The 24633-nt window shown below is 70.7% G+C and carries 20 protein-coding genes; 4 read left to right on the top strand and 16 right to left on the bottom strand.

The features are described 5' to 3' along the window. Positions 1-176: 176 nt before the first annotated feature. From ACIBBB_RS12015 to rsmH, 16 genes are all read right to left on the bottom strand, one after another. Complete coding sequence (locus ACIBBB_RS12015) at positions 177-1361, bottom strand: DivIVA domain-containing protein (RefSeq protein WP_398980919.1); 1185 nt, start codon at positions 1359-1361, stop codon at positions 177-179. Between the two features lie 49 nt (positions 1362-1410). After that, a complete protein-coding gene (locus tag ACIBBB_RS12010; protein ID WP_189107884.1) occupies positions 1411-1707 on the bottom strand; it encodes a YggT family protein in 297 nt (98 codons plus the stop codon). A 67-nt stretch (positions 1708-1774) separates the two neighbouring features. Further along, complete coding sequence (locus tag ACIBBB_RS12005) at positions 1775-2392, bottom strand: cell division protein SepF (RefSeq protein WP_031231917.1); 618 nt, start codon at positions 2390-2392, stop codon at positions 1775-1777. Between the two features lie 124 nt (positions 2393-2516). Beyond that, complete coding sequence (locus ACIBBB_RS12000; RefSeq protein ID WP_398980918.1) at positions 2517-3236, bottom strand: YggS family pyridoxal phosphate-dependent enzyme; 720 nt, start codon at positions 3234-3236, stop codon at positions 2517-2519. After that, positions 3233-3985, bottom strand: coding sequence for a peptidoglycan editing factor PgeF (gene pgeF, locus ACIBBB_RS11995; protein WP_398980917.1), 753 nt, complete (start codon positions 3983-3985; stop codon positions 3233-3235). Before pgeF ends, ACIBBB_RS12000 begins: the two co-directional genes overlap by 4 nt. Further along, on the bottom strand, positions 3982-5196 hold the full coding sequence (gene ftsZ, locus ACIBBB_RS11990) for a cell division protein FtsZ (RefSeq protein WP_398980916.1): 1215 nt from the start codon (positions 5194-5196) through the stop codon (positions 3982-3984). The genes pgeF and ftsZ overlap by 4 nt, the downstream gene beginning before the upstream one ends. A 275-nt stretch (positions 5197-5471) precedes the next feature. After that, positions 5472-6269 carry a cell division protein FtsQ/DivIB gene (locus tag ACIBBB_RS11985; protein ID WP_398980914.1) on the bottom strand — a complete coding sequence of 266 codons (798 nt, stop codon included), beginning with the start codon at positions 6267-6269 and terminating at the stop codon, positions 5472-5474. A 13-nt stretch (positions 6270-6282) separates the two neighbouring features. Further along, the gene (gene murG / locus ACIBBB_RS11980) at positions 6283-7377 is read right to left on the bottom strand and encodes an undecaprenyldiphospho-muramoylpentapeptide beta-N-acetylglucosaminyltransferase (protein WP_398980912.1); all 1095 of its coding nucleotides are present in this window, start codon (positions 7375-7377) and stop codon (positions 6283-6285) included. Between the two features lie 6 nt (positions 7378-7383). Then, positions 7384-8871 carry a putative lipid II flippase FtsW gene (gene ftsW / locus ACIBBB_RS11975; RefSeq protein ID WP_398980911.1) on the bottom strand — a complete coding sequence of 496 codons (1488 nt, stop codon included), beginning with the start codon at positions 8869-8871 and terminating at the stop codon, positions 7384-7386. A 90-nt stretch (positions 8872-8961) separates the two neighbouring features. Further along, entirely contained in the window at positions 8962-10332 is a 1371-nt protein-coding gene (murD, locus tag ACIBBB_RS11970; protein WP_398980910.1) for a UDP-N-acetylmuramoyl-L-alanine--D-glutamate ligase, read from the bottom strand. 101 nt (positions 10333-10433) lie between these two features. Beyond that, positions 10434-11504, bottom strand: coding sequence for a phospho-N-acetylmuramoyl-pentapeptide-transferase (gene mraY / locus ACIBBB_RS11965; RefSeq protein WP_398980909.1), 1071 nt, complete (start codon positions 11502-11504; stop codon positions 10434-10436). Further along, positions 11501-12931: a UDP-N-acetylmuramoyl-tripeptide--D-alanyl-D-alanine ligase gene (gene murF / locus ACIBBB_RS11960; protein WP_398980908.1), complete on the bottom strand. Its 1431-nt coding sequence runs from the start codon at positions 12929-12931 to the stop codon at positions 11501-11503. Before murF ends, mraY begins: the two co-directional genes overlap by 4 nt. A 93-nt stretch (positions 12932-13024) precedes the next feature. Then, complete coding sequence (locus ACIBBB_RS11955) at positions 13025-14572, bottom strand: UDP-N-acetylmuramoyl-L-alanyl-D-glutamate--2,6-diaminopimelate ligase (RefSeq protein WP_398980907.1); 1548 nt, start codon at positions 14570-14572, stop codon at positions 13025-13027. Between the two features lie 184 nt (positions 14573-14756). Then, positions 14757-16784: a peptidoglycan D,D-transpeptidase FtsI family protein gene (locus ACIBBB_RS11950; RefSeq protein ID WP_398980906.1), complete on the bottom strand. Its 2028-nt coding sequence runs from the start codon at positions 16782-16784 to the stop codon at positions 14757-14759. Positions 16785-16788: 4 nt separating this feature from the next. Next, positions 16789-17448, bottom strand: coding sequence for a septum formation initiator (locus ACIBBB_RS11945; protein ID WP_398980905.1), 660 nt, complete (start codon positions 17446-17448; stop codon positions 16789-16791). Beyond that, positions 17445-18401, bottom strand: coding sequence for a 16S rRNA (cytosine(1402)-N(4))-methyltransferase RsmH (rsmH, locus tag ACIBBB_RS11940; RefSeq protein WP_398980904.1), 957 nt, complete (start codon positions 18399-18401; stop codon positions 17445-17447). Before rsmH ends, ACIBBB_RS11945 begins: the two co-directional genes overlap by 4 nt. A 377-nt stretch (positions 18402-18778) precedes the next feature. On the opposite strand from rsmH, the gene ACIBBB_RS11935 reads away from it, so the two are divergent. The 4 genes from ACIBBB_RS11935 (at position 18779) to ACIBBB_RS11920 (ending at position 24362) form a co-directional block, all read left to right on the top strand. Then, the gene (locus ACIBBB_RS11935; protein WP_398980903.1) at positions 18779-19342 is read left to right on the top strand and encodes a beta-class carbonic anhydrase; all 564 of its coding nucleotides are present in this window, start codon (positions 18779-18781) and stop codon (positions 19340-19342) included. A gap of 204 nt (positions 19343-19546) precedes the next feature. Continuing rightward, on the top strand, positions 19547-20584 hold the full coding sequence (locus ACIBBB_RS11930; protein WP_398980902.1) for an AAA family ATPase: 1038 nt from the start codon (positions 19547-19549) through the stop codon (positions 20582-20584). Continuing rightward, a complete protein-coding gene (locus tag ACIBBB_RS11925; RefSeq protein ID WP_398980901.1) occupies positions 20584-21942 on the top strand; it encodes a DUF58 domain-containing protein in 1359 nt (452 codons plus the stop codon). The genes ACIBBB_RS11930 and ACIBBB_RS11925 overlap by 1 nt, the downstream gene beginning before the upstream one ends. Continuing rightward, entirely contained in the window at positions 21939-24362 is a 2424-nt protein-coding gene (locus tag ACIBBB_RS11920) for a DUF3488 and DUF4129 domain-containing transglutaminase family protein (RefSeq protein WP_398980900.1), read from the top strand. Before ACIBBB_RS11925 ends, ACIBBB_RS11920 begins: the two co-directional genes overlap by 4 nt. Positions 24363-24633 lie beyond the last annotated feature (271 nt).

The following is a 24633-nucleotide window of genomic DNA, read 5'->3' as shown; positions in this document are numbered from 1 at the left end:
GGCCCGCCGGGGGTCCGGGGGCGGGCCACCGGTTTCGGGAGGGGCGGGGTGGGGGAGAGCGCGCGCAGCGCCCCGCCCCTCGCCCACGCGAAAAGGGCCGGGCCCGGGGTGTGATACCCCGGGCCCGGCCCTTCAGCCTGCCGACGGCTGTGCGCGACGACCGCGCCCAACGCCCGTCAGTTGTCGTCCTCGTCGATCAGGAACCCACGCATCGGCGACGGCGCCTGCTGCATCGGCTGCATGGGCTGCGGCGCCTGCGGCCGTACCGGTGCCATCGGCTGGGTCATCGCCGGGGACATCTGCTGCTGGTTCCCGTACGACGGTCCGCCCGACGAGGGGCCGTGCCCGCCGCCCATGGACGGGTTGCCACCCATGGTGTGACCCATCGCGCCCGCACCGGCCTGTGCCATGGACGGCGACGGCGGCAGCGAGGCCGCGGCCGGCGTACGCGGCGGGGCCAGCGAGTCGTCGGCCTGGGTCTCCAACTGACGCAGCTGGCTCTCCAGGTAGGACTTCAGCCGGGTCCGGTACTCGCGCTCGAAGCCACGCAGGTCCTCGACCTTGCGCTCCAGCGTCGCGCGCGCGGACTCCAGGGAGCCCATCGCCACGCGGTGCTTCTCCTGCGCGTCCCGCTCAAGGGCGTCCGCCTTGGCACGGGCGTCCCGCTCCAGACCCTCGGCACGGCTGCGCGCCTCGCCGACGATCTTGTTGGCCTCGGAACGGGCTTCGGCGATCGCCTGGTCGGCGGTCTGCTGCGCCAGCGAGAGCACACGCGCGGCGCTGTCGCCGCCGGGGCCGCCCTGGCCGGGACCCGGGCCGTGACCCATGGGTCCGCCCATCGGTCCACCCATGGGACCGCCCTGCATCTGCCCTTGCATCTGGCCCTGCATCGGACCGCCCTGCATCTGCCCCTGCATGGGGCCGCCCTGCATGGGACCGGGACCGTGCTGACCCTGCGGGCCGGGACCGTGACCGGGGTGTCCACCCGGGCCGGGGCCGTGTCCGCCGGGGCCGGCGGGAAGCTGCGGGGGCCCACCGGGCAGTTGGGGCTGGCCCATCTGCGGGGGCTGCTGCTGCTGTACCGGCGGTCCGGATATGGCGGCGGGGACGGGCGCACCGGGCCGCTCCTGCTGCTCCGGCGGCTTACGCATCCCCTGCTGCTGTTGCTGCTGCTGGTTCTGCGCGGCGGCACGCGTCGCGGCGGCGAGCTTGGCGCGCAGATCCTCGTTCTCACGAAGCAGGCGCGTCAGTTCGGCCTCGACCTCGTCTAGGAAGGCATCGACCTCGTCCTCGTCATAGCCTTCTCGGAGGCGGACGGTCGTGAACTGCTTGTTCCGCACGTCCTCGGGGGTCAACGGCATCTCTTCTTCACCTCTACGTAGTCGTCGGCAGTCGGCAAGACCGTATCGTTCACATGCCCCTCGCAAGGCCGCTGACGACCGAGATCAGGATGTACACGATGATCATCAGAACGAAGAAGGACAGGTCGAGTGCCACGCCCCCGAGACGCAACGGCGGGATGAACCGCCGCAGAAGCTTGAGCGGTGGATCGGTGACAGTGTAGGTGGCCTCCAGAACGACCACCATCGCCTTGCCGGGCTGCCATGAGCGGGCGAATTGGAAGACGTAATCCATGACCAGCCGGAAGATCAGCACGATGAGGAAGCACACCAGCGCGATGTAGACCACCTGTAGCGCAACGCTCATCCCGCGCTTCCCTCTCCCCTGGCTCTCTGGTCCGGCCTCGTGGCCGGGTCGTTCCCGGTGTCGAATCTCAGCTCTGGTTGAAGAACCCGCCCTCTGCGATACGGGCCTTGTCCTCCGCCGTGACATCGACGTTAGCAGGCGACAACAGGAACACCTTCTGCGTCACGCGCTCAATGCTGCCATGGAGACCGAAGACAAGTCCCGCGGCAAAGTCGACAAGTCTCTTCGCATCGGTGTCGTCCATCTCGGTCAGATTCATGATCACCGGGGTCCCCTCGCGGAAGTGTTCCCCGATGGTACGGGCCTCGTTGTAGGTCCGCGGGTGCAGTGTGGTGATGCGGTAGGGCTCTCGTTCGGAGACGACCTTGGGCATGATCACTGGTGCGTTCTTCTCCAGGCTGGGGCGTTCAGGTGTGATGGATGCCACGGGGGCGATTCGGGCAGGACGTCCGCTTTCTGCCGCTACCGGCACCGGCTGACGCTCCCGTTCACGCTGCGGAGGCGGCTGCACCACTCGTACTGGTTCGTCCCGTTCGACCTGGTGCACCGGCTGGTGGCGCCGGTGTTCACGCTCGGGTTCGGGCTCGGGTTCGAAGTCGTCATCGGGGTCGAAACCCCGGCCGTCGTACCCATCGTCCTCCACGAGGCCGAGGTAGACCGCCATCTTGCGCATCGCGCCGGCCATGCTCTGAGTCCTCCGCTCTGTGGTGGATCGGCCTCGTCACCAAGTGCCCTCGATCCACGCGGTCTGTCCACCTTTCGGCGGAAATGACCATATTTTCTGCTGTGGTCCGACTTGCTTCGCGACGTTACCCGAGCCGGGGGCGGACTCCGAGTACCGCCGTACCGACGCGCACATGTGTCGCTCCGGCCGAAACGGCTGCTTCGAGGTCCGCACTCATCCCTGCTGACACCATGTTCGCAGCAGGATGGTCCGCGCGCAGCAGGGATGACAATTCCAGCAGGCGCTCGAACGCCGCCTGTTGGCGACCGGCGTACGGTCCGGCGAGTGGCGCCACGGTCATGAGACCGTCCAGCCGCAGTCCCGGAGCCTCGGCGACGGCCGCCGCCAACTCCCCGATTCCGTCCGGCGCGACGCCTCCCCGCTCGCCTCGCGCGCCCGAGTCGGCGTCGAGCGCGACCTGGATCAGCGCGCCGATCTCACGGTCCGCGCGCACCGCGGCGGCGGACAGCGCCCTGACGAGTTTGAGCCGGTCGACCGACTGCACGATGTCGGCGTAACCGACCACGGAACGGACTTTGTTGGTCTGCAACTGACCCACGAAGTGCCATGTCAAGGACAGATCCGCGCACGCGGCGGCCTTGGGTGCCGCGTCCTGGTCCCGGTTCTCGGCGACGTGCCGTACGCCCAGTCCGTGAAGCAGCCGGACATCGCTCGCGGGATAGGTCTTGGTGACGACGATCAGGGTCACTTCGTCCCGGTTCCGCCCGGCCGCGGCGCACGCGGTGGAGATACGGTTCTCCACCTTGTGAAGATTTTCGGCGAGTTCGGTCGCGCGATCGGTCATGACGCCCCCAGCCAGACATATCCGGCGAGCCGTCCGGTGGTGCGGTCGCGGCGGTACGAGAAATGGTCGGCCGATTCGAGGGTGCAGATCTCCGAGCGGTGCCGGTCCTCGACCCCGAGTGCGGCGAGTTGCGCGTGCACCCCGGCGATGACGTCGACGGCGGGGGTGCCCCAGCTGGTCTCGGCCCAGGACTCCGGTACGGCTTCGGCGACTTCGGCCCGCATGGCTTCGGGTACCTCGTAGCAGCGTCCGCAGACGGCGGGTCCGGTCCGGGCGGTGATACGGGAGGGGTCGGCGCCCCGCGCGACCATCGCCTCGACGGCGGCCGCGACGACTCCCGCGACCATTCCGGGGCGTCCGGCGTGCGCGGCGGCGGCGACCGAGGCCACCGGGTCGGCCAGCAGGACCGGGACACAGTCGGCGGTGAGTACGGCGAGTGCGAGCCCCCGGCTCGTGGTGACCACGGCGTCGACCGCCGGGACCACGCCCGACTCGCCCGGCTCCCAGGGCCCTTCGACCAGGGCGACATCGCGGCCGTGCACCTGGTTCATCCACACGACCCGCGCCGGGTCGAGCCCGAGGGACTCGGCGGCGGCGGTCCTGTTGGCGCGTACGGCGGCGGGGTCGTCGCCGACCGCGCCGCCGAGGTTGAGCCGCTCGTACGGAGCGGCGCTCACCCCGCCCCACCTGTCGGTGAAGGCGAAATGGGCGCCGCCGGTCGAGCTCAACGCGTTGTGCTGGACTATCACTTCAAGAAGTCCGGAACATCCAGCTCTTCGGCCTGGGTGTCCTGGTACGGACGGGCCGGCGGGACGTGCGGCGGCGAAACAGGCGGCAGGGGCTTCTCGTTGGCCACCGGCGCCTGCTCGGGGGCGGGCGCCTCCTCGCGCGAGGGGACTGTGCCGAGCCCGCTGGAGGGGCGGCCGGAATCGGGCTCCGGGGCGGAGGAGCGGTAGGACGGCTGGTCGTCCCGCTTGGCCGAGGTGAGTCCGGTCTCGCGGCGGGTCGGCGGCTGTCCGCCGTCGAAGCCGGCCGCGATCACGGTGACCCGCACCTCGTCACCGAGGGCGTCGTCGATGACAGCGCCGAAGATGATGTTGGCCTCGGGGTGCGCGGCCTCACTGACCAGTTGCGCCGCCTCGTTGATCTCGAAGAGACCGAGGTCGGAACCGCCGGAGATGGAGAGCAGCACGCCACGTGCGCCGTCGATGGACGCTTCGAGGAGCGGCGAGGAGATCGCCATCTCCGCGGCGGCCACCGCGCGGTCGTCGCCGCGCGCGGAACCGATGCCCATGAGGGCCGATCCGGCCTCGGACATCACGGACTTGACGTCGGCGAAGTCGAGGTTGATCAGTCCCGGCGTGGTGATGAGGTCGGTGATGCCCTGGACACCCGAGAGCAGCACCTGGTCCGCGGACTTGAACGCGTCCAGAACGCTGACCTGACGGTCCGAGATGGACAGCAGGCGGTCGTTGGGGATGACGATGAGGGTGTCGACCTCTTCGCGGAGTTCGGCGATGCCGTCCTCCGCCTGGTTCGCGCGCCGACGGCCCTCGAAGGTGAAGGGCCGGGTGACGACGCCGATCGTGAGGGCGCCGAGCGAGCGGGCGATGTTGGCGACGACGGGAGCGCCTCCGGTACCGGTTCCACCGCCTTCGCCGGCGGTGACGAAGACCATGTCGGCCCCCTTGAGGACCTCCTCGATCTCCTCTCGGTGGTCCTCTGCCGCCTTGCGGCCGACTGCCGGGTTCGCCCCGGCGCCGAGACCGCGGGTGAGTTCACGGCCGACGTCGAGCTTGACGTCGGCGTCGCTCATCAACAGGGCTTGTGCGTCGGTGTTGATCGCGATGAACTCGACGCCCTTGAGGCCGACCTCGATCATTCGGTTGATGGCATTGACACCACCGCCGCCGACACCGATGACCTTGATGACTGCGAGGTAGTTCTGCGGTGCTGCCACGTCGAAGGCCTCTCGCCTCGAGTTACGTGTCGCCGCTTCGCTGTTGTCGCGAGGCGGGGACTGATGCCGATGGGACGGTCCGGACGCCGACCCGAACCCTAACCTTGAAGTTTAGGGTTACCAGTGTGTCTGCTTCTTGGACTCTTCCGAACAGGACACTAAGTCGACACGTGGCGCACGTTCAACGAACACGCCGAACCTCCCGTTTTTCTTTTCACCCTATGTGATCACGCACAGGGCTGACCAACCAGGGTGCTGGTCAGCACATATACGCGTCAACTCCCTGATACGGAAGGGGCGGTGGGCGCACTCACATCGAAGTGCGTCGCGTCGGGAACTGCTTTCATGAGAGCGGTGAGAGCCCGCGCCTTCGCGCCGCCGTCCTCGCCGCTCCCCCACATCACGGTGCGCCCGCCGGTCAACTCCAGGGAGATCGAGTCGTACGAACGCACCTTCACCACGCTGGTGGCGTCGGCGACTTTGCCGGGGAGTTCGTCCCAGACACGTACCGCTTCGGACATCAGACGAGTGGCCGTGAAGCGTCGCACACTCGGGGACTGATCCACCGTCAATTCCAGCAGCGGTACGCCCTTCGGAGCCTTCTCGACGGTAGCGAAACGAACGCCCTTCGCGTCCACTTCGATGAACTTTGCGCCCTTTTCGATAAGCAGCGCGGGCTTTCGCTCCGTCACTTTCAGACCGATGCCGTTCGGCCATGACCGTTCGACATCCACCGAGTCGATACGCGGCAGCTTCTGCCGAAGTCGACGCTCAATCGCTTCGGTGTCGACGGAAATCAGGGGGGTGTCGAACGGAACTGCCGCCGCGGCTTCCACCTCGGCGGGCTTCAGCACCTCAAGTCCCGAAGTCCTCACCTGCTCGACCCGCAGCCAGGAGGAACCGTAAAGCAACCAGATTCCCCCGCCGGTGAGCACGATCAAAGAAGTAAGAAGAAGCAGAAAACGGCGGCCGGGAAGCCGGAATCTACGGCCCCGGGGCCGCCCCGGACGGGGGCGGCCGGATTCCGACTCGGTGCGTTCCGCTTCACGCTCGGCGGTCGTCGGTCCGGCCACTGGCCCTGCCTCCCTATGCCTGACGGCGCGCTGCGACCGCCTCGTACACCATGCCGACGAGCAGCTCGTCCGCGTCCCTGCGGCCGAACTCGGCGGCCGCGCGGGACATCTCGTACAGCCGGTGCGGGTCGGACAGCACCGGCAGCACATTGCCCTGGACCCATTCGGGCGTCAGTTCGGCGTCGTCGACCAGCAGTCCGCCGCCCGACTTCACCACCGGCTGGGCGTTGAGCCGCTGTTCACCGTTGCCGACGGGCAGCGGTACGTAGGCGGCCGGGAGCCCGACGGCGGAGAGTTCGGCGACGGTCATCGCGCCGGCGCGGCAGAGCATCATGTCCGCCGCGGCGTAGGCGAGATCCATCCGGTCCACATACGGTACCGGGACATAGGGCGGCATTCCCGGCATGTTGTCGACGCGCGGCATTTCGTTCTTCGGTCCGACCGCGTGCAGGATCTGGATCCCGGAGCGCTGGAGGAACGGCGCCGCCTGCTGGACCACCTCGTTGAGCCTGCGGGCGCCCTGCGAGCCTCCGGAGACCAGCAGCGTGGGCAGGTTGGGGTCGAGCCCGAAGGCGGCGCGCGCCTCGGGACGCACCCGCGCCCGGTCGAGGGTGGCGATCGTACGGCGCAGCGGGATGCCGATGTAGCGGGCGCCGCGCAGCTTGCTGTCCGGGGTGGAGACGGCGACGGCCGCCGCGTACCGCGAACCGATCTTGTTGGCGAGGCCGGGGCGGGCGTTGGCCTCGTGCACGACGATCGGCACCCCGAGCCGCTTGGCGGCGAGATAGCCGGGCAGCGCGACGTAGCCGCCGAAGCCGACGACACAGTCCGCCTTCGTACGCTCCAGGATCTGCTCGGCGGCCTTGATCGTTCCGCGGAGCCGGCCCGGGACGGTGATCAGTTCAGGGGTGGGTTTGCGCGGCAGCGGGACGGCGGGGATGAGGGCCAGTTCGTACCCCCGCTCGGGTACCAGCCTGGTTTCGAGTCCGCGCTCCGTACCGAGGGCCGTGATCCCCACGGTGGGGTCCTGCCTCCGCAGGGCGTCCGCGAGGGCGAGCGCGGGCTCGATGTGGCCGGCGGTCCCCCCACCGGCGAGTACGACATGCACCGAAATTCACCGCTCTCCGGACGGACGCTTTTTGACGCGCCGTCTCATCGTCTTCCATCTCACGCCGGGCCTTCGCATGGCCAGGGCCGCTTTCGCGGCGGGATCCTCTCGCGCGAACGCGATCAGCAGCCCGACAGCGAACATGGTCGGCAGCAGGGCTGAACCTCCGTAGGAGAACAGCGGGAGCGGGACTCCGGCGATCGGCAGCAGACCGAGCACCGCGCCCACGTTGACCACGGCCTGCGCCGTGATCCACGTGGTCACACCTCCCGCCGCGTACCTCACGAAGGGGTCCTCCGTGCGTCCGGCCACGCGGATACCCGCATAGCCTAGAGCCGCGAAGAGGGCGAGTACCGACAGCGTCCCCGCCAGCCCCAGTTCCTCCCCGGTGATGGCGAAGATGAAGTCCGTGTGAGGTTCCGGGAGTTGACCCCATTTTTCCACACTCGCGCCGAGCCCGGAACCGAACCATCCGCCGGAGGCCAGCGCGTAGATGCCGTGCACGGCCTGCCAGCACTGGTCACCGGGACCGGGGTCCGTGGCGCCGATGCAGGCGAGCCGGGACATCCGGTTGGGGCTGGTCTTGATGAGGATGAGGCCGAGGGCGCAGGCGATGGCGAGCACGCCGCCGAAGAGCCGGGTGGGCGCCCCCGCGAGCCACAGCAGTCCGAAGAGGATCGCGGTGAGGATGATGGCGGTGCCCATGTCGCCGCCGAGCATGATCAGACCGAGCAGCATGAAGGCGACCGGGACGAGCGGCACCAGCAGATGCTTCCACTGGGTCAGCAGCCGCTTGTCCTGTTTGCGGGCGAGCAGATCGGCGCCCCACAGGATCAGCGCCAGCTTGCCGAACTCGCTGGGCTGGAGCTGGAAGGGGCCGCCGAGATAGATCCAGTTCTGGTTGCCGTTGACCGCGTGCCCTATCCCCGGGACCTGCACGAGGACCATCAGGAAGACGGCGCCCACGAGCAGCGGGTAGGAGAGCGCGCGGTGCAGTTTGCCGGGCATCCGGGAGGCGAGCAGCATCAGCCCGGCGCCGATGACGGCCGCCAGGAACTGTTTGCGGAAGAAATACGAGCCGGGCAGCGAGAGCTCCAGCGCCTTGATCATCGAGGCGCTGTAGACCATCACCAGACCGAGCACGGTGAGCAGCATGCTGGCGCCGAGGATCAGGTAGTACGCGGTGAGCGGCCGGTCCCAGGTGCGGCGGGCCTGCTCGTACAGCCGCCGCACCTTGTTGCCGCGCGGCGGGCGGGGCCCTCGGCTGCCGGGTCCGGCGGACCCGCCGCGGACGGCGGGAGCGCGCCGTACGGCCGCTCCGGGGGCCCGGCCGCGCAGGGCGAGGCCGGGCGGTGCCGGCGGGCCCGCGGGCCCCGTGACGGCGCCGGCGGGCACTCCTGGCAGGGCGAGGGGCTGTACGGCGGCGGGGAACCGTCCGCGTCCCGAAGGACGCGCGGGACGCGGGTGTCGCCCCGCGGTGTCGTCGGCCGGCATCTTCGCTGTCCCCTCCAGTCGTGCGCGGCACGACCGGACCGGCCGGTGGGGCCCTCACGGCTCGCGCTCGCCGGGCTGTCGGCCGGTCGGTCAGGCGTGCTCGGCGGCGAGTGCGCGGACCGCGTCCGCGAACGCCTCGCCCCGCTTGTTGTAGTTGACGAACATGTCCATCGAGGCACAGGCCGGGGCCATCAGGACGGTGTCCCCGGTCTTCGCGAGGCGCGCCGCCGCACGGACCGCGGCCAGCATCGCCCCAGTGTCCGTCTGTTCGAGGTCCACGACCGGGACTTCGGGGGCGTGTCGCGCGAGGGCTTCGCCGATCAGCGCACGGTCGCGGCCGATGAGTACCACGCCGCGCAGCCGCTTCGCCGACTTCTCGACCAGCTCGTCGAAGGACGCGCCCTTGGCGAGTCCGCCGGCGATCCAGACGATCGGGTCGTAGGCCGCCAGTGAGGCTTCGGCGGCATGGGTGTTGGTGGCCTTGGAGTCGTCGACGTAGCTGACGCCGGTGACATCCGCGACATGCTCGATACGGTGCGGGTCCGGGCGGAAGGCGCGCAGTCCGTCGCGTACGGCGCCGGGTGCGACGCCGTACGCGCGGGCGAGGGCCGCCGCCGCGAGGGCGTTGGCGATGTTGTGCGGGGCGGGCGGGTTGACGTCCCCGACCTCGGCGAGCTCCTGGGCCTGTGCCGCCCGGTTCTCCACGAAGGCGCGGTCGACCAGGAGACCTTCCACGACGCCGAGTTGGGAGGGGCCGGGGGCGCCGAGGGTGAAGCCGATCGCGCGGCAGCCCTCCTCGACGTCGGCCTCGCGGACCAGGTCCTCGGTCACCTTGTCGGCGGCGTTGTAGACGCAGGCGACGGTGTTGCCCTCGTAGACACGGCCCTTGTCGGCGGTGTACGCCTCCATGGAGCCGTGCCAGTCGAGGTGGTCGGGCGCGATGTTGAGGACTGCGGCGGAGTGGGCGCGCAGGCTCGGCGCCCAGTGCAGCTGGTAGCTGGAGAGTTCGACGGCGAGGACGTCGTACTTCTGACGGCCGTTCTCGTCGGGCAGGACCGCGTCGAGCAGCGAGACGCCGATGTTGCCGACGGCCTCGGTGCGCAGGCCCGCCGCCCGGAGGATCGCGGCGAGCATCCGGACGGTGGTGGTCTTGCCGTTGGTGCCGGTGACGGCCAGCCAGGGGGCGGCGTCCGGGCCCCTGAGCTGCCAGGCCAGTTCGACGTCTCCCCAGACGGGTACGCCGGCTTCCGCGGCGGCCAGGAAGAGGGGCTTGTCGGGCTTCCAGCCGGGCGCGGTGACGACGAGTTCGGTTCCCTCGGGGAGGGTCGCGCCGTCGCCGAGCCGTACGGTGATGCCGGCCTCGGTCAGTTCGGCGGCCTGGGTACGGGCGCGCTCGTCGTCGCCGTCGTTGACGACCGTGACGACCGCGCCCAGGTCCTTCAGCGTGCGGGCCGCGGGCATCCCGGACACCCCGAGGCCGGCGACGGTGACCCGCTTGCCGTGCCACCGGGCCCGGAGGCCGGCCGGATCTCCGGCCGGCGTTCCGGTCGGCCGACGGTCGCTCACTTGTCGGCCGCCCAGCCCGCGTAGAAGAGTCCGAGTCCGACGATCACGCACATGCCCTGGATGATCCAGAAGCGGACCACGACAAGGACTTCGGACCACCCCTTGAGTTCGAAGTGGTGCTGGAGCGGGGCCATCCTGAAGACGCGCTTGCCGGTCAGCCGGAACGAACCGACCTGGATCACCACGGACATGGTGATGAGGGCGAAGAGGCCGCCGAGCAGGGCGATCAGGAGTTCGGTACGGGAGCAGATGGCGAGGCCCGCGAGAGCGCCGCCCAGGGCGAGCGAGCCGGTGTCGCCCATGAAGATCTTGGCGGGTGAGGTGTTCCACCACAGGAAGCCGAAGCAGGAGCCCATGAGGGCCGAGGCGACGACGGCGAGGTCGAGCGGATCTCGTACCTCGAAACAGGCGTCGGGGTTGGTCAGGGTCAGCGCGTTGGCGCAGGACTCCTGGAACTGCCAGAGGCCGATGAAGGTGTAGGCGCCGAAGACCATCACCGACGCGCCGGTGGCCAGGCCGTCCAGACCGTCCGTCAGGTTCACGCCGTTGGACATCGCGAGAATCATGAACAGCGCCCAGACCACGAAGAGCACCGGTCCGATGGACCAGCCGAAGTCCGTGACGAACGAGAGCTTCGTGGAGGCCGGGGTGTTGCCGCGGATGTCGGCGAACTGGAGCGAGAGCACCGCGAAGGCGATGCCCACGGTCAGTTGTCCGGCCATCTTCGCCTTGGCCCGCAGACCGAGCGAACGCTGCTTGACGATCTTGATGTAGTCGTCGAGGAAGCCGACCACTCCCATTCCCGCCATCAGGAACAGGACCAGCACACCGGAGAACGTCGGGTCCTCGCCGGTGATCACCTTCGCCAGGGCATAGGCGATCAGGGTGGCGAGGATGAAGGCGATGCCGCCCATGGTGGGCGTGCCCTTCTTGCTGCCGTGGCTGCGAGGGCCGTCGTCCCGGATGAACTGGCCGTAACCCTTGCGGGCCAGCAGCTTGATCAGCAGCGGCGTACCGATCAGGGTCAGGAAGAGCCCGATGGCTCCCGCGAAGAGGATCTGCCTCATCGGCCGGAGACCTCACCCTCGACTGCGTTCTCGAGCAGTGCCTGGGCGACCCGCTCCAGTCCGGCCGACCTGGAAGCCTTCACCAGCACGACGTCTCCCGAACGCAGTTCACTGCGCAACAGATCGACCGCCGCCTGCGCGTCGGACACGTGCACCGACTCCTCACCCCACGAACCCTCGTTGTAGGCGCCCAGTTGCAGCCAGGACGCTTCCCTGCCCCCGACTGCGACGAGCTTGCTGACGTTGAGCCGGACGGCGAGCCGTCCGACCGCGTCGTGCTCGGCGAGCGCCTCGTCACCGAGTTCGGCCATCGGGCCGAGCACCGCCCACGTGCGTCCGCCGGTTTCCCTGGCGGCACCGCCCATGGCGACCAGCGCGCGGAGCGCTGCTCTCATGGAGTCGGGGTTCGCGTTGTAGGCGTCGTTGACGATCGTCACGCCGTCCGCGCGCTCGGTGACCTCCATACGCCAACGGGAGAGGGTTTCCGCCTCGGAGAGCGCCAGGGCGATCTCGTCGACGGACATGCCCAACTCATGGGCGACGGCGGTCGCGGCGAGCGCGTTCGACACGTGATGCTCACCGTACAGCCGCAGCGTCAGCTCGCTGCACCCGGTGGGTGTTCGAAGGAGGAAGGAGGGCCTGCCAAGGGGGTCGACGTGCACGTTCTCTGCCCGTACGTCTGCTTCGTCGGACTCTCCGAACAGCAGCACGCGCGCCTTGGTGCGGGTGGCCATGGCGCGTACGAGGGGGTCGTCGGCGTTCAGGACGGCCACGCCGCCCTCGTCGGCGGGCGGCAGGGACTCGACCATCTCGCCCTTGGCCTCGGCGATCTGCTCGCGGCCGCCGAACTCGCCGATGTGGGCGGTGCCGACGTTCAGCACGAGGCCGATCCTCGGTGGGACGAGGCCGGTGAGGTAGCGGATGTCACCGATGTAGCGCGCGCCCATCTCCAGGACGAGGAACCGGGTGTCCTCGGCGACGCGCAGGGCGGTGAGCGGGAGTCCGATCTCGTTGTTGAGATTGCCGTCGGGCCAGACGGTGGGGGCGGCCCGACGCAGAAGCTGTGCGATGAGGTCCTTGGTGCTGGTCTTGCCCGACGATCCGGTGAGCGCGACGGTCGTGGCGCCGGTGCGCTTCACGACGGCGCGGGAGAGGGCGCCCAGGGCCTGGACGACGTCCTCGACGACGATGGCGGGGACACCGACGGGACGGATGGCCAGGACGGCGGCGGCGCCCGCCTCGACGGCCTTGCGGGCGTAGTCGTGGCCGTCGACGTTCTCACCGGCGAAGGCGACGAAGAGACTGCCGTCCACCACCTGGCGGGAGTCGATGACGACCGGCCCGGTGACGCGGACGTCCGGATCCGGTATGTCGTGCGGCTGCCCGCCGACGATGGTGGCGATCTCGGCGAGGGAGAGGGTGATCACGGGGACCGTCCGGCAATTGGAGGGCGGGTGAGGGATGGGGACGAGGGCGGGGCGCGGGGCCCGGTGGGGGTCTCCGGGCGGCCGGCGGGGAACTCATCCCTGGTGGGTGCTCTCGCTCCTGCCGCGGCAGGAGCGCTCGATGGCCTCGCGCAGCACCTCGCGGTCGTCGAAGGCGCGTACGACCCCGGCGATGTCCTGGCCCTGCTCGTGGCCCTTGCCGGCGATCAGGACGGTGTCGCCCTCGCCCGCGCGGGACACCACGGACGCGATGGCCGCCGCGCGGTCGGCGTCGACCAGGACGTCGCCGCGCTCGTGGATGGGCACCTCGGCGGCGCCCGCGAGCATCGCGGCGAGGATCGCCAGCGGGTCCTCGGAGCGGGGGTTGTCCGAGGTGAGTACGGCGGTGTCGGCGAGCCTGGCGGCTGCCGCGCCCATCGAGGGGCGCTTGGACCGGTCGCGGTCGCCGCCGCAGCCGAGGACGACGTGCACCTTGCCCCGGGTGACCTTGCGCAGCGAGCGCAGGACCGATTCGACCGCGTCCGTCTTGTGCGCGTAGTCGACGACCGCGAGGTACGGCTGGCCCGCGTCGACGCGCTCCAGCCGGCCGGGAACGCCGGGCACGTTCGCGATGCCGTCCGCGGCGACCTGGGGGTCGATTCCGGCCACGGCGAGGGTGACGACGGCGGCCAGTGTGTTGGCCACGTTGAAGGGGCCGGGCAGCGGCGCCTCCGCGCGGATCCGCTCGCCCTTGGGGCTGACGGCGGTGAACGTGCTGCCGCGCGAGCCGACCTCGACGTCCTCGGCACGCCAGTCGGCGTCGGGGTGGCCCTCGGCGGAGAAGGTCGTGATGGGCACGCCCGCCTCGTCGACCAGCCTGCGCCCGTACTCGTCGTCGTAGTTGACGACGCCGACCCGGCTGCGCTCGGGCGTGAACAGCCGTGCCTTCGCCTGGAAGTAGTCCTCCATGCCGGAGTGGAACTCCATGTGCTCCGGGCTGAGGTTGTTGAAGACGGCGATGTCGAAGACGCAGCCGTCGACGCGGCCGAGGACCAGCGCGTGGCTGGAAACCTCCATGGCCACGGAGGCGACACCGCGCTCGCGCATGACGGCGAGGAGCGCCTGGAGGTCGGTGGCCTCGGGGGTGGTGCGCTCGGACTTGATGCGCTCGTCGCCGATGCGCATCTCGACGGTGCCGATCAGCCCGGTGTGGTGTCCGGCGCCGCGCAGCCCGCCCTCGACGAGGTAGGCCGTGGTGGTCTTGCCGGACGTGCCGGTGATACCGATCTGGAGCAGGCCGGCGCCCGGGTGGCCGTAGATCTCGGCGGCGAGTTCACCCATGCTGCCCCGCGGGTCGGGGGTCACCAGCACCGGGAGCCCGGTCGCGGCGGCGCGTTCGGCGCCCGCCGGGTCGGTCAGGATCGCCGCCGCGCCGAGGTCGGCCGCCTGGGCCGAGAAGTCGGCGCCGTGGAAGCGCGCACCGGGCAGGGCGGCGTACACATCCCCGTCACGTACCGCTCGCGAGTCGTGGGTGATGCCTGTCGCCGCCCCGTCCGCCGGGGGCTCGGCACCCAGCCGGGCGGCCAGGTCCACGAGTGAGGTCGGCCGGACATGGTCCGGGCGGGGCGCTCCGGGATAATTCACGGGCGCGTCCTTTGTGGCGGTTCGGTGGTTATCTGCGTGGGGCACGGCGGTGAGCGTACCGGGCTCACCGGGCGCCGGGCCAAGTGTGGGGGACCGGGTGCCGGAGCCGTCCGGTGGGGTGACGGACGGGTCGTCTTGGTTCCCCGAGTCGGGGGTGATCGTTGTCACTGGGGTGTTCCCTGGGTCACTCGCCGGGTTTGAACTCGACCGGCAGCGGATCTGATGTCTTGCCGGTCGGTGGGACCTGGAGGCTCTTGAGAGCGAACTCCATGACCTCCTTGTAGATGGGGCCGCAGATCTGGCCGCCGAAGTAGCTGCCCTCGGTCGGGTTCTGGATGGCGCAGTAGACCGTGATCTGCGGGTCGTCGGCGGGCGCGAAGCCCGCGAAGGACGCGGTGTAGCCCTTGTAGCGCCCGGTCTCGGGATCGACGCGGTTGGCCGTTCCCGTCTTGCCCGCGACGCGGTAGCCGGGGATACGGGCCTTGGTGCCGGTGCCGGCCTCGTTGCCGACGACGGACTCCAGCATGGTGGCCAGCGTCTTCGCGGTCCCCTCGCTGACGACGCGGGTCTTCTTGGGGGCGGCGGCGGGGGTGAAGAGGCCGTCGGGGCCCTGGGTGCCGCGGACCAGGGTGGGCTCGATCCGTACGCCTCCGTTGGCGATGGTCGAGTAGACCGAGGCCGCCTGCATGGCGTTCACCGACAGTCCCTGGCCGAAGGGGATCGTGTACTGCTGCGAGGTCGACCAGTCCTTCGGGTCGGCCAGGATGCCCTGGGTCTCCCCGGGATAGTCGAGGCCGGTGGGGCTGCCGATGCCGAATTTGCGCAGGTAGGAGTGGAGGACCTGATTGGCCTCGGGCTGTGTCTTGCCCAGCTGTCCTGTCGCGAGGATGGTGCCGATGTTGCTGGACTTGGCGAGGACGCCGTTGAGCGTCAGATACCACGTGGGGTGGTCGATGTCGTCCTTGAAAAGGCGGTCGCCGCGGTGCAGCCGGTTGGGCACCGTGACATGGGTGCCGGGGATGGCGGCCTTCTCCTCCAGCACGGCGGCCATGGACATGACCTTGCTGGTGGAGCCCGGTTCGAACGCGTCCTGGAGCGCGGCGTTGCCCATGCGGGCGCCGTCGGCCTGCGAGAGGTCGTTGGGGTCGAAGCCGGGGGCGTTGGCCATGGCGAGCACCTCGCCTGTCCGGGTGTTCTGCACTATCACGTAACCGCGGTCGGCCCCGGACTCCTCGACCTGGTCGGTGATGGCCCGCTGGGCGGCCCATTGGATGTCCCGGTCGATGGTGAGCTCGATGTCCGTACCGGGGACGGCCGGGGTCTCCTCGGAGTCCGCCGTGGGGACGCGGCGGCCGCCGGAGTGCGCGTAGGTGATCTCGCCGTCCTGGCCGGACAGCTTCTTGTCGAGCATGGACTCCACGCCGCCGCCTCCGTGGCCGGCGGCGTTGACGTATCCCAGTATCCCGGCGGCGAGGTCCCCGTTGGGGTACACGCGCTTGCTGCTGGGCTCCTGGAAGACTCCGGCGAGGACGCTGGCCGGTGCTTCGTCGCCCTTGCCGCCCTTGGCGGAGCGCGCCTTGTCGGCCTTCTCCGCGAGGACGGTCTTGAGGTCGCTGATCTGGTTCCAGACCTGGGGGGTCTGACGGTGGGCGAGCACCGTGAAGCGGGACTTGGGGGCCGAGAGCTGCTTGGCGAGCGTCTCGGGCTCCTTGTCGAGGATCGGGGCGAGGAGCGCGGCCGCCTGCTCGGGGGCGTCGGCGACGTTGCTGTCCTCGGGGGTGAACATCTTGGGGTCGGCCGTGATGTCGTGCGCGTCGACGCTGGTGGCGAGGGCGACACCGGCGCGGTCGGTGATCTCGCCGCGTTCGGCGGCCAGCGTGACGCTCGTGAAGCGGTTCTTCTCGGCCTTGGCGGTGTAGGCGCTCGCGTCGACGGCCTGGACCTGGAGCAGCCGGACGACGAAGACCAGCATGACGAGGGTCAGCCCGAGGCTGACCAGGCGCAGCCGGGGGCGGTGGCTGCTGAGCCGGATGCGGTGCGGGCCGCGGGAGGCGGCCTCGGGGCGCGGGCGGTCCGGGTCGGGACGGCGCGGGCGCCCGGAGGGCCGCGGCGAGGGGCGCCGCGGGGAGCGCGATTCGGGCCGGGGGCGGGCGCCGCTCCCGGAGCGCGCGGGACCGGGGACCCGGCGGCGCGGTGGTTGTTCGGGGGGCACTGCGTCACCTGCCGGAGGTCGTCGGGGTGGTGGGCGTGCCGGACGTCGGTCCGGGGAGGGGCACGGTGGAGGGCGCGCCGCGCGAGCCCTCCGTGGCGGAAGAGGCGGACGGGACGGGCGGGGTGCTCGGCGTGGTCGACGGGTCCGCGGACGCGAGTCCTCCTGAGGAGGACGGGGACGCCGCTGTGTCCGTGGGCGACGCCGACGGGGACACGGACGGTGCGAGCGAGGCGGGCAGGCTCGGCGCGACGGGCGGGAAGGCGTCCAGGGCGGAAGGCGCGGCGTACGGGAGCGCGTCGGCCTCGGAGGGGACGCCGCTGACCTTGCCGTCCGGGTTCAGGAAGGCGGGGCTGCCGCCGGGCACCATGCCGAGCTGCCGGGCGCGGCGCTGGAGGGCGTCGGGCGCCGAGAGATTGTCAACGTCCCGCTGGAGCGCCTGCTGTTCGTCGGTCAGGTCGGTGGTCTGCTTCTTGAGTTCGCTCAGTTTGAACGAGCCGGCGTTGAGCGAGGAGTTCAGCAGGAGCAGGGTGATCAGGCCGCCGCCGAGGAGGAGAACGACCAGCAGGACGAAGGGCGTACGCGCGGCGGTGCTCGCCCCGGTCGTCGGCATCAGCCGGGCGAGCCGCGCGGCGCGCCCCCTCAGCTGTCCGGCCGGTCCTCTCACCGCACGTCCTCCCGGATCCGCTCCGCGCCGCGCAGCCGGGCGGGGGCGGCCCGCCGGTTCTCGGCGACCTCGGCCTCGGTGGGCAGTTCGGCGCCGCGCGTCAGGAGTCTGAGCCTCGGCTGGTACTGCTCGGGCACGACGGGCAGGCCGGGCGGCGCGGTGTTGGCGGAGCCGGCCGCGAAGACCTGCTTGACCAGGCGGTCTTCGAGGGAGTGATAGGCGAGTACGGCGATACGGCCGCCGACGGCGAGGGCTTCCACGGCGGCGGGGATGGCGGCCTCCACGGAGGACAGTTCGCCGTTGACCTCGATGCGCAGGGCCTGGAACGTGCGCTTGGCGGGGTTGCCACCGGTGCGCTTGACGGCCTGAGGGAGCGCGTCACGGATGAGTTCGACCAGGCGGGCGCTGTTGGTGAAGGGCTCGACGGCGCGTTCCCTGATGATCGCCGACACGATGCGCTTGGCCTGTTTCTCCTCGCCGTACGCCCGCAGGATCCGTACCAGTTCGCCGGGCGCGTAGGTGTTGAGGACCTCGGCGGCGCTCATCCCGGCCGACTGGTCCATGCGCATGTCGAGCGGGGCGTCCTGGGCGTACGCGAATCCCCGCTCCGCCTCGTCCAGTTGCATGGACGAGACGCCGAGGTCGAAGAGCACGCCCTGGACGCGCGGGATGCCCAGCCGGTCGAGGACGTCGGGGAGTTCGTCGTAGACCGCGTGTACGAGGGTGGCGCGGTCGCCGTACGGGGCGAGGCGCTCGCCGGAGAGGCGCAGCGCCTCCTTGTCGCGGTCGAGCGCGACCAGCCGCGCGGCGGGAAAGGTCCTGAGCAGCGCCTCACTGTGGCCGCCGAGACCGAGGGTGCAGTCGACCACGACGGCGCCCGGTTCGGCGAGGGCCGGGGCGAGCAGGTGGAGGCACCGGTCGAGCATCACCGGAACGTGCCGGGTCGCGGTCATACCCGGGCCTCGCGGGTTCGCTGGCTGCGCTCGCTCATGCGCCCTCTCAGGTCCGGCGTGGTTGTACGTACCGCCGAGCGTGGGGTGGCCGAGCCGCACGTACGCCGCACACGCGGGGGAAATTCGGGGAGTGTTCCGGTAAGTGTTCGGGGTGTCCGTGAACTTCGCGTCACTTTAGTCCACAGGTCCCCGCGGTCAATCAACCGGCCAGCGCGTCGCCCGGCCGGGTGCGGGCGTAGCGGCGGCACGGATCATCCGGGGATCACGTGCGGGCCGGACGACATCTGTGTGGCTTACCTCACACCGGGCCTCGTTGACGATGTTTGTCCTGTCGTACAGCGGGCTCCCGGCGCGGGTGAGTATTACCGTCTATAAGTATGTCGACTTCAGCGCACCTCCCCGCCGAGTCCGCCCAGGCACCCGCCGGCGCGGCCCGTACCGACGGCACGGTCACCGATCGACTCGTGGACGCCAACCGGCACTACGCCAAAGACTTCGACGACCCCGGGATGGACGCGCGCCCCGTGCTCCGCGTCGCCGTGGTCGCCTGCATGGACGCCCGTCTCGACCTGCACGACGCGCTGGGCCTGGAGCTCGGCGACTGTCATACGATCCGCAACGCGGGCGGCGTCGTCACCGACGACGTCATACGCTCACTCACCATCAGCCAGCGGGCTCTCCAGACCCGCAGCGTCGTACTCATCCATCACACCGGCTGCGGCCTGGAGGCCATCACCGAGGACTTCAGGCACGAACTGGAAATGGAGGTCGGGCAGCGTCCCGCCTGGGCCGTGGAGTCCTTCCGGGACGTGGACCAGGATGTACGCCAGTCGATGCAGCGGGTACGGACGTCTCCGTTCCTTCTGCACACCGACGACGTGCGGGGTTTCGTGTTCGACGTGTCAACGGGCCTTCTGCGGGAAGTCGACCCGGCGAACTGACCGCGTCGCCCGCACCGGAAGCACGGCAACTCCGGCAATTCACACCCACTTATCCACAGGCGAGTGACACGAAGCGGTAACGGCTACAAGAATGCGTGAGTGACGGCGGCGTTCCGGAACCATCCGGGCGCGGCGTCCGTATTTCGGGGTGGGCCGGGCCGTGAGAAGAGCCTCGGCCCGTATGAACGGGCCGAGGAGGGCCGGGTGACGACCTATGACGATCGAGCGAGCCTCACAGATCTGACCACCACAGCGGAGCGTGTGCGCGCATCGGTGGAGGGTGTGATCGAGGGCAAGCCTGAGGTCGTACGGCTTTCGCTGACAGTGCTGCTCGCCGAGGGACATCTCCTCATCGAAGATGTCCCCGGCGTCGGCAAGACGATGCTGGCCAAGACGCTCGCACGCTCCATCGACTGCTCGGTGCGGCGTATTCAGTTCACGCCTGATCTGTTGCCCTCGGACATCACCGGGGTCTCCATCTACGACCAGCAGCGGCGCGACTTCGAGTTCAAGCCGGGGGCGATCTTCGCGCAGATCGTGATCGGCGACGAGATCAACCGCGCTTCGCCGAAGACTCAGTCGGCGCTGCTGGAGTCGATGGAGGAGCGCCAGGTCACCATCGACGGGCAGACGTACGAACTGCCCAGCCCTTTCATGGTGGTGGCGACGCAGAACCCGGTCGAGATGGAGGGCACGTATCCGCTGCCCGAGGCGCAGCGCGACCGATTCATGGCCAGGGTCTCCATCGGCTATCCGAGCGCGGAGGCCGAGTTGGAGATGCTGGACGTGCACGGCGGGGTCTCGCCGCTGGACGACCTCCAGCCGGTGGCCCACGCGCACGACATCGTGAAGCTGATCGATGCCGTGCGGAAGGTCCATGTGGCCGACTCCGTGCGGCGGTACGCGGTGGAGCTGGTCGGCTCCACGCGTAACCATCCGGATCTCAGACTGGGAGCGTCGCCGCGCGCGACGCTGCATCTGCTGCGCGCCGCGAAGGCGTCCGCGGCCCTGAGCGGCCGGGAGTACGCGCTGCCGGACGACGTGCAGGCGCTGGCGGTCCCGGTGCTCGCGCACCGGCTGCTGCCCACCGCGCAGGCACAGCTCAACCGCCGGACCGCCGAGCAGGTGGTGCAGGAGATCCTCCAGCGCGTCCCGGTGCCGACGGCCGACGGCGGCCGGCAGGCTCCCGTGGTCGCCGCGCCGCTCTACGACCGGCAGCAGCCGGGCGTCCGGCGGCTGTGATGGAGCCCGGAGCCACCCCCTCGGAGACCGAGGACAAGGGCGGGCTGCGGGCGGCGCTGGGCGGTCTCACCACCCGTGGCCGGTCGTTCTTCGCCGCGGGCATAGCGGCGGCGGTCTGTGCCTATGTCCTCGGCCAGGCGGATCTGCTCCGGGTGGGGATGCTGCTGGCCGTGCTGCCGCTGGTCTGTGTGGGCGTGCTGTACCGCACGCGCTACCGGGTCGCCGGCAGCAGGCGGCTCTCACCGTCGCGGGTGCCCTCGGGGTCCGAGGCCCGCGTCCATCTGCGGATGGACAACGTGTCGCGGCTGCCCACCGGTCTGCTGATGCTCCAGGACCACGTGCCGTACGTGCTGGGCCCGCGCCCCCGGTTCGTCCTGGACCGGGTGGAGGCGGGCGGGCGCCGTGAGGTCTCCTACCGGGTGCGCTCGGACCTGCGCGGGCGCTATCCGCTCGGGCCGCTCCAGCTGAGGCTGAGCGACCCGTTCGGGATGTGCGAGCTGACGCGTTCCTTCAGCGCCCAGGACATCCTGACCGTCATCCCGCGCACGGAACCGCTGCCACCGGTCCGGCTGGCGGGATCGACCGCGGGTTACGGCGACGGGCGGCAGCGCTCACTGTCGCTGGCCGGCGAGGACGATGTCATCCCGCGCGGGTACCGGCACGGTGACGACCTGCGCCGGGTGCACTGGCGCTCGACGGCGCGCTACGGCGAGCTGATGGTGCGCCGTGAGGAGCAGCCGCAGCGGGCCAGATGCACGGTGCTGCTCGACACCCGGCGCCTCGCCTACGAGGGCGCGGGTCCCGACTCGGCCTTCGAGTGGTCGGTGTCGGGCGCGGCGTCCGCGCTGGTGCACATGCTGGAACGGGGCTTCGCCGTACGGCTGCTGACGGACACGGGGAGTTCGGTGCCCGGCGAGGGCGCCGACGGATTCGCCGGTACGACGCAGGAGTCCGCCGACGCCGCCGGACTGATGATGGACACGCTCGCGGTCGTCGACCACTCCGACGGAGCGGGCCTGTCCCGCGCCTACGACGTGCTGCGCAGCGGCACCGAGGGGCTGCTGATCGCCTTCCTCGGTGATCTCGACGAGGAGCAGACGGCCGTGGCCGGCCGTATGCGGCACCGCAGCGGCGCCGCGGTGGCCTTCGTCCTGGACAGCTCCGGCTGGCTCCAGGACGGCGGCGAACCGCCCGCGCGGGTGCAGGACCGGCTGAGGCAGCTGCGTGAGTCCGGCTGGACCGCCCTCGCGGTGCCGGCCGGGTCCGCGCTCCCGGACCTGTGGCAGCTGGCGGCACAACAGCGCACCGAGTCGGGTGCGACCCAGGGCTCGGCTGGTTTCTCCGGAGGATGGTCATGAGCGGTCGATCGAGGCTGGCGCTGTGCGCGTTCGCCGCCACGCTGATGTCGGCGGGCGCGCTGCTGCCACTGGTCGATCCCGCCACCTGGCTCCTCCAGGCGGCTTTCATGGTGGCGGTCCTCGTCGGGGCGGGCGCGCTCGGCCGTCGGGTGCCGCTGGCCAGGACGCTGATCGTGGCGCTCCAGGCCGTCATCGGGCTGCTGATGCTCACGGTGGTCTTCGCCTCGGAGCACGCCGTGCTCGGTCTGCTGCCGGGCCCTGAGGTCTTCCAGCGCTTCGGAGAGCTGCTGAACGAGGGCGGCGAGGACGTCGGGCGGTACGCGATTCCCGCACCGGCGACCGACGGCATCAAGCTGATGCTGGTCGGCGGTGTGCTGGTCATCGGTCTCGCCGTGGACGCACTCGCCGTGACGTTCCGCAGCGCGGCCCCGGCCGGACTGCCGTTGCTCGCGCTCTACTCGGTCGCCGCCGGTCTCAACGGCGGCGCCGCCTCCTGGCTCTGGTTCCTGCTCGCGGCCGGCGGCTATCTGCTGTTGCTGCTGGCCGAGGGCCGGGACCGGCTCTCCCAGTGGGGGCGGGTCTTCGGCGGCGCTCCGCGCGCCCCGGGCCGTACCGCCGCCGGGATGGACACCGGGGGCGGGGCCGCGGCCCCGATCCGCGCGGGCCACCGGATCGGCGTGATGGCCCTGGGAATCGCGCTCGTCGTGCCCGCGGCGCTGCCTTCGTTGAACGGCGGACTCCTCAACGGGACGGGAGCCGGGGCGGGTTCGGGTCTCGGCGGTGGCACGATCTCCGCCGTCAATCCGCTCGTGTCGCTCCAGGACAACCTCAACCAGCCCGAGGACCGGGAGGCGTTGCGGTACCGGACGAACGCGGAGAGCACCCAGAACCTGTACCTGCGGATCATGGCGCTGGACGACTTCGACGGTACGTCCTGGCGGTTCTCCCAGCGCAGTGTCGAGGACGTGCCGAACAGGCTCCCCAACCCGCCCGGTCTGAACGGCGACGTCAGCACCACCGAGATCAAGACGAGTATCTCCGCCGCCGGTTGGTACAGGCAGAATTATCTGCCGATGCCCTATCCGGCGTCGCAGGTGGACATCGAAGGGCGCTGGCGCTTCGAACCGAGCGGCCGGACGCTGGTCGGCGACCGGGGCGAGACGACGCGGGGCGCGCAGTACCAGGTGAGCAGCCTGCTGGTGGAGCCGACCCGTGAGCAGCTCGCGGCGGCGCCGCGGCCACCGGCCTCGGTGGTGCGGGAGTACACGAGGGTGCCCGACGTTCTTCCGGAGGAGGTCGAAGCCACCGCGCGTGAGGTGACCGACGGCGCGGCGAACGACTACGAGAGGGCCGTCAGGCTCCAGGACTGGTTCGCCGTGGACGGCGGCTTCACCTACGACACTCAGGTCGCGTCCGGCACGGGCGCCTCGGCCATCACCCGCTTCCTCAGGGAGAAGCAGGGCTTCTGCGTCCACTTCTCGTTCTCGATGGCGGCGATGGCCCGCACGCTGGGCATCCCGGCCCGCGTGGCGGTGGGCTTCACCCCGGGCACCCCGCAGTCGGACGGCACGATGTCCGTCGGGCTCCGGGACGCGCACGCCTGGCCCGAGCTGTACTTCGAGGGGGTCGGCTGGACCCGCTTCGAGCCGACGCCGAGCCGGGGCAGCGCACCGGACTACACCATCCCGGAAGCCCCCTCGGGCGACCCGAGCGATCTGTCCCAGCCCGAGGCCAGCGCATCGTCCGCGCCGAGCTCGCAGCCGTCCGCCTCGGACAGTTGCCCGCCCCAGGCGGCCAGGATCGGCGACTGCGGCTCGACCACGCCGGCGGGGGCACTGCCTCCGACCGACTCGGGTATGTCCACGTGGACGATCGTCGGCATCACTCTGGGCGTCCTGGCCGCTCTGCTGCTGCCACTCCTGCCACTGCTGTGGCGGATCCGGGCCCGGTCCCGACGTCTCGGTTCCGGGGGCCGTACGCCCGCCGACGCCACGGCGCGGGCGCTGGGCGCCTGGCGGGAGATCATCGACACCGCCTGGGACCACGGCATCCGTCCCGACGATTCGCAGACCCCGCGCAGGACGGGGGCCCGGATCGTGCGGCTGGGGCGGCTGGAGGGTGAGGCCGCCAACGCCGTCCACCGGGTGGCACGTGCGGTGGAGCAGGTGCTGTACGCGCCGGAGCCACAGCCCGTCACGGGCCTCGCCGAAGAGGTCCAGCGGGTACGCGCGGGCCTGGGCGAAGGGGTGAGCCGCTGGACCCGGCAGCGCGCGCTTCTCCTGCCGCGCTCGTCCATTCGGGTGATGTGGGTGCTGTCCGAGCGCTGGGCGGCCGTCACGGGCCGCTGGGGAGTGCACCGCCTGGAGCTGGGCCGCCGGTCGGCGGCGCTGTTCCGCAGACCGTCCCGGCAGCGGGGCTGATCGGGGCGGGGCCAGGACCGTCCACGGGGGCGGGGTACGAGGCGGCTTTCGGGCCCCGTACCCCGCCCCCGTGGTGTGTCCGGGGTCCCGGGCCGGGGCTAGGCACCGGGCACCGGGGGCCGGGGCCAGGTGCTTGGGTCCGGGGCCCCCGGCGAGGCGGGGCAGGGCAGCGGAGATACGGGGCGGGGGTACGGCGCCGTAAGCGGAAACGGGTGAGGGGCGAACGCGTTCTCGCGTTCGCCCCTCACCCGTATCTGCCGTGTCTCACGGC

The organism is Streptomyces sp. NPDC051217, assembly GCF_044455465.1.
Lineage (GTDB): Bacteria > Actinomycetota > Actinomycetes > Streptomycetales > Streptomycetaceae > Streptomyces.
Note: the sequence above shows the minus strand (reverse complement) of the source record. Positions and strands in the feature narration are given on the sequence as shown.